At 59.4% G+C, this 5,852-nt stretch carries 6 protein-coding genes; 2 read left to right on the forward strand and 4 right to left on the reverse strand.

Annotated elements, in window-relative coordinates:
• The coding region (locus tag CKO25_RS20170) for an ISL3 family transposase (RefSeq protein ID WP_200389750.1) at positions 1 to 888 on the forward strand (888 nt) is incomplete at its 5' end.
• 90 nt (positions 889 to 978) lie between these two features.
• Here CKO25_RS20170 and CKO25_RS20175 read toward each other — a convergent pair.
• From CKO25_RS20175 to CKO25_RS20190, 4 genes are all read right to left on the reverse strand, one after another.
• A complete protein-coding gene (locus CKO25_RS20175; RefSeq protein WP_200389751.1) occupies positions 979 to 1,302 on the reverse strand; it encodes a hypothetical protein in 324 nt (107 codons plus the stop codon).
• A 414-nt stretch (positions 1,303 to 1,716) separates the two neighbouring features.
• Complete coding sequence (locus CKO25_RS20180; RefSeq protein WP_200389752.1) at positions 1,717 to 2,196, reverse strand: DUF302 domain-containing protein; 480 nt, start codon at positions 2,194 to 2,196, stop codon at positions 1,717 to 1,719.
• Between the two features lie 290 nt (positions 2,197 to 2,486).
• Positions 2,487 to 4,265, reverse strand: a complete 1,779-nt coding sequence (locus CKO25_RS20185) for an SLC13 family permease (RefSeq protein ID WP_200389753.1) — start codon at positions 4,263 to 4,265, stop codon at positions 2,487 to 2,489.
• A gap of 74 nt (positions 4,266 to 4,339) precedes the next feature.
• Positions 4,340 to 4,999, reverse strand: coding sequence for a hypothetical protein (locus tag CKO25_RS20190; RefSeq protein WP_200389754.1), 660 nt, complete (start codon positions 4,997 to 4,999; stop codon positions 4,340 to 4,342).
• A 114-nt stretch (positions 5,000 to 5,113) separates the two neighbouring features.
• Between CKO25_RS20190 and CKO25_RS20195 the strand changes: the two genes are divergently transcribed.
• The gene (locus CKO25_RS20195; protein WP_200389755.1) at positions 5,114 to 5,788 is read left to right on the forward strand and encodes a Fe2+-dependent dioxygenase; all 675 of its coding nucleotides are present in this window, start codon (positions 5,114 to 5,116) and stop codon (positions 5,786 to 5,788) included.
• The last annotated feature ends 64 nt before the right edge of the window (positions 5,789 to 5,852 follow it).

Consider the following 5,852-nt stretch of genomic DNA (forward strand, 5'->3'; position numbering starts at 1 on the left):
AGCCGGAAACAGGCTATTGGCGTTGATGCGTTACAAGGCATCCTTGATCGTCAGATCAGTGCCACCATCGATTGGAATCCAATTCAAAATCTCGAAGTGGTCGGGATCGATGAGATTGCACTGAAGAAAGGACATCGCGATTTTGTTGTTGTGGTCAGTGCCTACATCAACGGCATGCTGCAGGTCATCGGACTGCTCAGCGAGCGCACCAAAGCCGCAGTCAAGGCATTTTTTAACAGTATTCCCAAGCGGTTACGACGTACCGTCAAGGTCATCTGCACGGATCTCTATGCCGGTTTCATTGGGGCTGCGAAAGCCGTTTTCGGCAAACGTGTGCTCATTTGTGCAGATCGTTTTCATATTGCTCGTCTGTATCGAGAGAGTTTTGAGACCTTACGAAAACGGGAATGGAAGCGGTTACAGCGGACGCTCACGAAATCGACATTGGATCAGTTCAAAAACGTGCATTGGCTCTTGCGCCATCGCCGCGCGGATCTCACCGACGATGAGCGTCGTATCCTCAATCGTTTGTTTGTTCACTCGCCCCAAATCAAAGACGCTCACGATGCGTGCGAAGCGCTCACAATGATTTATGAAAGGCCTCTCTCAACAGGACAAGGAAAACGTCAAATCCGTCGCTGGATGCGACAGGTCTCGAATCGCGGAATCAGGTGTTTCGATCGCTTTCTTGGGACGCTTAGAACTCATTTCGCTGAGATCACTCATTATTTTGTCAACCGTCAGACGAGCGGGTTTGTAGAAGGCCTCAACAATAAATTGAAAGTCCTCAAACGACGCTGTTACGGCATCACCAACCTCGCCCATCTGTATCAAAGAGTGTGCTTGGATCTCAACGGATACGCTCGCTTCGGCGTGGAGTCAATATGAATCAATGAGTTAGAGTTTTCGTGTTCAGCGACTTTTCGTAGTTGATGTGTACGCAAAATATAGCGTTAAATAATTGTTTTTAAATTGGTTTCACATTCCCCTGAAATCCGGGAGAGCCTTTTTTTGATTCAGTTTCCTTAACAGTTCAAGAACTTGCTTGAAGTAAGCACTCACCCCTGCGGAATAGGTCTGGAGTAGACAGTTCAATCCAGGCTGACGACCGGCGGCCCAGACGTCGAAGCAAAACCGATAGAACGCGCGCCGCGTCTGAGGTGTGTCTTTCAACCAGCCTTGTGCCACGGCGAACGTGCCGAGGTAGTGGAGCTGATGAGCAAGGCTGGCATTCAATTGCATATTCTTGAACAGTCCGCTCATGCATTCTGCATGCACTCGATGAATGTCGATCTTTTGCATGACGTGTTCTCCATCCAATTGTGGAAAGGAATGGTCCGGACGAGACCTCCAATCTGCCCTGGACGAGACATCAGGCGTTTAGGTGATTTCCGGAGAATCTTGTCCCCGAATAGAGTGATCGCGTCGTCTCGACCGGCGATCCCCGATCCACAGTTGGGATGCGGTTTCCCGCAAATCGCCTTAAGCCTAGGGGCAACCTAGCGGATGCAGGAAAGTGGGTCAACAATCGGTTTCCTGTGGTGAGTGGTTGTCGGTCAGGAGTTCGATCTGCTGCTCAGACCCTCCGAGACCAAAACGAGAACCGCCAGCCTGGCATCAGCGCATTACTGATGCCAGGCTGGCGGCGGTTCTGTCACGGCAATCCCGGTCTTCGATGACGAATCCGGTTGAGCGTTGGACTGGCCGGTGAGCGGGTCAGTTGATCACGCTGGCGATGATCGCCTCGTTCTCCAGGGTGGCTTCCGCCATCACCTCGGCGATGGTGCCGCCGAAGGTGTGCGCCATGAAGCGGGTATTCATGCGTGACACGATCGTCCGTCCATCGGCGGTCTCATAGACAGAGACCCGACAGGGCATCATCGAGGTCACGAGCATCCCATGCTCATCCGACAAGATACGGCCAGCGAACTCGGGTTGGCAGAGCTCGATCACCGCGACGCGGTTCACCTCGAAGCCCGCGGGTTTCACCGCGTCGTCGAGACGGTGGACCGTCGGAATCTTCCAGCCCTTCTCGAACGCCGTGGTCTTCAACGTCTCGATGGTGTCTTCGAAGCCAAGGAGACTGTCGTCCTCGACGATCATCAAACTGGGTGCCGCGGCAAAGGCCACCAAGGCCATGGCGCCGATGCCAAGCGTGAACCCACCCACCGCTGCAAGTGCTGTATTTCGTTTCATGGCTGTCTCCTCGTTCGAGTTTTGATTCGAGTGTTGGCGGGCGTCTCCATCACCCTGCCCATTGATCACTATATTAGTATATTCTCATATAATGTCAATCAGGAGACGCAACTCGCGGCGCGAGGTGCCGGGCGTGTGGTCTGAGCGGTTGGTGGTTCGATCTGGGGAACTGGCCCGAACTGAGCAGGAACCGTGGCCGGGTCCCTGGACGGCGGCTGGCGTTGAGGACCGGCGAGGCCTCGTGACGCCGCGCGTGTAGGGACGGCTGAGTCAGGGCGCCCGGCTGTTGTTCAGAAGGACCAGACGAGGGGGACGATGATCACGGTGACCACACCAACCAGCAGGGTCAGGGGGACACCAATGCGGACGAAATCGCCGAAGCGGTACCCACCCACATTAAAGACCATTAGGTTCGTCTGATACCCAATCGGAGTTGCGAAACTGGCCGATGCCGCGACCATGAGGGTCAGGATAAAGGGTTCGGGCGCAACGCCGATGCTCTGTGCCGCCTGGATCGCGATGGGGAAGACCAACACCGCGGCGACATTGTTGGTCGCCAGTGAGGTCAGGATCGCGGTTGCGACGAAGACGAGGGCGAGCGTGATCCAGGGATCGCCATTCGCGAGCCCGATCAGCCCGCCGGCCATGAAGGACGCCGCGCCGGTTTTCTCCAAGGCCGCGCCGATCCCGAAGGAGGTGGCGATCACCACCAAGACTTGCCAGTCGGGGGAGCGGCGTGCCGTGCGGCTATTGGTGCAGCGGGTGAGGATCATCAGCCCAGCGGCCAGCAGTGCCGCCTCCAGCATACTGAACCAGCCCAGCGTCACCACGGCGACCATGGCGATCACGATGGCGATGGCAAGCGGCGCGCGTCGATGCTCGATCGGGTGCGAGTCACCGATCTGGCTGACCAGGAGAAAATCACGTGAATTGCGTTGTTGTTCGACGAAGTCGGGGCGCGTCTCCAACAGCAGGGTGTCGCCCGGGGCCAGTTCGATATCGCCGATCTTGCAGGCGACGCGCTCGCCATTGCGCGCGAGCGCGATGATCACGGCGTTGTAGTGATTCCGAAAGCGGCCTTCGCGCACGCTCTTACCGACCAGGGGCGACTTGTCCGAGAGCACCGCCTCGACGAAGCAGCGGCCCGGACGCGGGACGTTGAGCTTGAACACCTGATTGGTCGCGGGGATGAGTCCACGGGTCTGCTGCAGATCCATCACCGAGTCGAGGATGCCGGCAAACACCAGCCGATCGTTCCCCTGCAGCACCTCCTCGGAGGAGACGGCGGCGATGACCTGCCCGCCGCGTTCGATCTCGATCAGGAACAGACCGGGGAGTTGGCGCAACCCGGCGTCCTCGATGCTTTTTCCGACCAGTGGACTGTCCGGTTGCACCAGCATCTCAGCGATGTACTGGCGCACGTCCTCGTAGCTGGCCGCCGCCGGGATCCGGCGCGGGAGCAGCCAATGCCCCGCGCTCAACATGAAGACCAACACGGCGACCGTCACCGGCAACCCGATCCAAATGGGGTCGAACAGACCCAGTCCGTCGCCGCCAAAGCGTTCGGCGTAGAGGCCGTTGACCACCAGATTGGTGCTGGTCCCGATCAGGGTGCAGGTGCCCCCCGCGATGCTGGCGTAAGAGAGCGGAATGAGCAGGCGAGAGAGTTCGAGGCGGTGGCGTTTGGCCCAGTCCTGAATCGCCGGGATGAAGATGGCGACCACGGGGGTGTTGTTCAGGAAGGCGCTGAGCCCCGCGACCGGCACCATCAGGCGTAAGCGGGCATCGGTCTCGCCGCGCGGTCGCCCGAGCAGGTTCGGCCCGATCCAGCCGACGGCGCCGGTCTGGGTGAGTCCAGTCACCACCACATAGAGCACCCCAACGGTCAGCATGCCGGGGTTGGAGAAGCCGACCAGCGCCTCGCTCGGCGTGAGGATGCCGAACAATAAGAGCAGGGTGAGGGCGCCGGCGGTGATGACATCCGGTGCGGCTCGGCTGAAGGCGAAGAGGCCAAAGCAGAGCGCAACAATGCCGAGGCTGAACCAGCCTTCCCAGCCAAGTCCCATCATGATGCCGAATCCGTTCTCATCCTGGTCAACCGTGCAGGCGCGAGATCAGTCGTGCGCGACCGTCACCCGCACGCTCACTCCTCCGCGGGACGCTGTAGGGCCTCGTAGCGGGCCTTGAAGGCTTGCTGGCGCAAGCGCGCGGCATCGGTCTCGGAGGAGGCCAAGGGGCCATCCTGCCAGGTGCCGGTCGCATGGTCGAAGATCGAGAAACGCCAGCCGCGCCCGACCTTGAACACCGTGGTGATGTCCTTACCGGCTTGCTCCATGGCCGCGAGTTTACTGAGACCACGCAGGCGCCCTGGCACCCTGGCAGCGGGTTCGCCAGCCTCCGCGGCCAGCTGGTCAGGTTGGCCGCCTGGTCGGCCTGGGGCAGCCGGTGCATCTGTTGGAGCGGGCGGAGCCGGCCGCTGTTCGGCGATCCTGAATCGATTGTTTTGGATCTCACCTTGGATATCGAGTTCGACGGACTCCACACCTGGTAACCGTGCGATCAAATACCCGGCCATCAGCAGGCCCAGCTTCTGATTCTCAGTCTCGATCGCGGTCAGCAGTTTATCGGCGATGATCTGACAGCGCTGCAGTTGATCGGGTTGTTCGACCCATTCGCGGCTCATCTGCCAGCCGGCGGCCATGTCGGCATCCAATTGGTCGAAAAAGGGTTGAGCCTGCGCGATCATGGCGTTTGGAACATTGAGCTCGTAGATCTGATCGTCGATGATGGCCTTCAGAATCATCAGTCGCCTCGGTTGTCGGCTCGAGAGACGCGCAGTTTATACCCCCGGGCGGGTGCCTCGCGCGCTTTTTGAGCGCCGTCGGTGGCCTGATCCACCCGAACTGGAGTGCGTGATATGTTGCTGACCATTCCGGCGTTGCTCAACGCGGCGCAACTCGACAAGATCCACGAGACCCTGGCTGGAGCCCCCTTCGTCGACGGCACCCTGAGCGCGGGGTTTGCCGCCGCGCGGGTCAAGCGTAATGAAGAACTTCGCCCCGATCCCGAGCGGGTGCAGCGCCTGAACCGCATCCTCATGGCCAGCCTGGGCCATCATGAAACCGTGCGGTTCGGCGTTCTGCCCTACCGGGTCGCCGACTTCATCTTCGCCCGCTATACCCCCGGCATGGCCTATGGCGAGCATGTCGATGATCCGATCATGGGGATGACCGGGCCACGGTTTCGCTCCGATGTCTCCATGACCGTCTTTCTCACTGAGCCTGACCGTTATGATGGCGGGGCGCTTGCGATTCGCACCCCGTTCGGCACCCAGGAGATCAAGTTGCCCGCGGGTGATGCGGTCATCTATCCCTCGGCGAGCCTGCATCGCGTGACCGAGGTGACGCGCGGGGAACGGCTCGTCGCCCTGACCTGGATTCAGAGCTATGTGCGTGATCCGGCACGCCGCGAACTCCTCTATGAGTTGAATCTGGCCCGCGAGCAACTGCTGAAACAGGACCCGAAGGCCGATGCAACCGCCTACGTGGACCGCTCCTATGCCAATTTGGTGCGCATGTGGAGTGATTTTTGAGACAGGTTTTAGGAAGAACTGGTGATTGGGAGGGGAGGGGGGTTAAAGGGTTAAGGGTTAAAGG

The sequence above is a fragment of the Thiocapsa imhoffii genome (assembly GCF_016583985.1).
In the GTDB taxonomy this organism is placed as follows: domain Bacteria; phylum Pseudomonadota; class Gammaproteobacteria; order Chromatiales; family Chromatiaceae; genus Thiocapsa; species Thiocapsa imhoffii.

Excerpts from the sequence above, each read along its gene's own strand:
- CKO25_RS20175 (WP_200389751.1), bottom strand. The coding sequence starts at position 1,302 with ATGCAAAAGATCGACATTCATCGAGTGCATGCAGAATGCATGAGCGGA.
- CKO25_RS20180 (WP_200389752.1), bottom strand. The coding sequence starts at position 2,196 with ATGAAACGAAATACAGCACTTGCAGCGGTGGGTGGGTTCACGCTTGGC.
- CKO25_RS20185 (WP_200389753.1), bottom strand. The coding sequence starts at position 4,265 with ATGATGGGACTTGGCTGGGAAGGCTGGTTCAGCCTCGGCATTGTTGCG.
- CKO25_RS20190 (WP_200389754.1), bottom strand. The coding sequence starts at position 4,999 with ATGATTCTGAAGGCCATCATCGACGATCAGATCTACGAGCTCAATGTT.
- CKO25_RS20195 (WP_200389755.1), top strand. The coding sequence starts at position 5,114 with ATGTTGCTGACCATTCCGGCGTTGCTCAACGCGGCGCAACTCGACAAG.